At 72.0% G+C, this 649-nt stretch carries 1 protein-coding gene; it reads right to left on the reverse strand.

The genetic code is table 11. The features are described 5' to 3' along the window. Positions 1-148: 148 nt before the first annotated feature. The gene (locus CCN72_RS37490) at positions 149-499 is read right to left on the reverse strand and encodes a metallopeptidase family protein (RefSeq protein ID WP_037650716.1); all 351 of its coding nucleotides are present in this window, start codon (positions 497-499) and stop codon (positions 149-151) included. Positions 500-649: the final 150 nt, after the last annotated feature.

The following is a 649-nucleotide window of genomic DNA, read 5'->3' on the forward strand; positions in this document are numbered from 1 at the left end:
GCGGCCACCTCCGGGGGCAGGGAACGGGGTCAACCTGTCCAACTCCCGTCGCCCGCAGGAGGACACGCGCCGCGTACGCATCAACCCACCCGGCCCGTACGGCTCCTGCGGCCGCGCCCGCCTCCCCCGCACCCGTCGTGACGCCCCGTCACCCGTAGCCGAGCGCGTGCAGCCGGGCGTCGTCGATGCCGAAGTGATGGGCGATCTCGTGCACCACGGTCACCTCGGTCTCCGCCACGACGTCCTCGCGGGTGTCGCACATCCGCAGCGTCGGCCCCCGGTAGACCGTGATCCGGTCCGGCAGCACACCGGCGTACCACTCGCCCCGCTCGGTCAGCGGGGTGCCCTCGTACAGACCGAGCAGGTCGGGATCGGCGGCGGGCGGTTCGTCCTCCACGAACACCGCCACGTTGTCCATGAGCCGTGTCAGCTCCGGCGGGATCCGGTCGAGCGCCTCGGCGACCAGTTCCTCGAACTCCTCGCGCGTCATCTCCAGCACAGGGCCATTGTCGGCCACGTGCCGGTCGTATGGGAGCGGCGGACCGCCGCATACCCCCGCCCGCACATGGGCATACGGGATCAATGGTCCGCGTCCCCGTCGCCGTCCTGAACCGCATGCCGAACCTCACCGCCGCCCTCTTCCGCCGCC

It is taken from the genome of Streptomyces murinus (genome assembly GCF_002154555.1).
In the GTDB taxonomy this organism is placed as follows: Bacteria; Actinomycetota; Actinomycetes; order Streptomycetales; family Streptomycetaceae; genus Streptomyces; species Streptomyces murinus.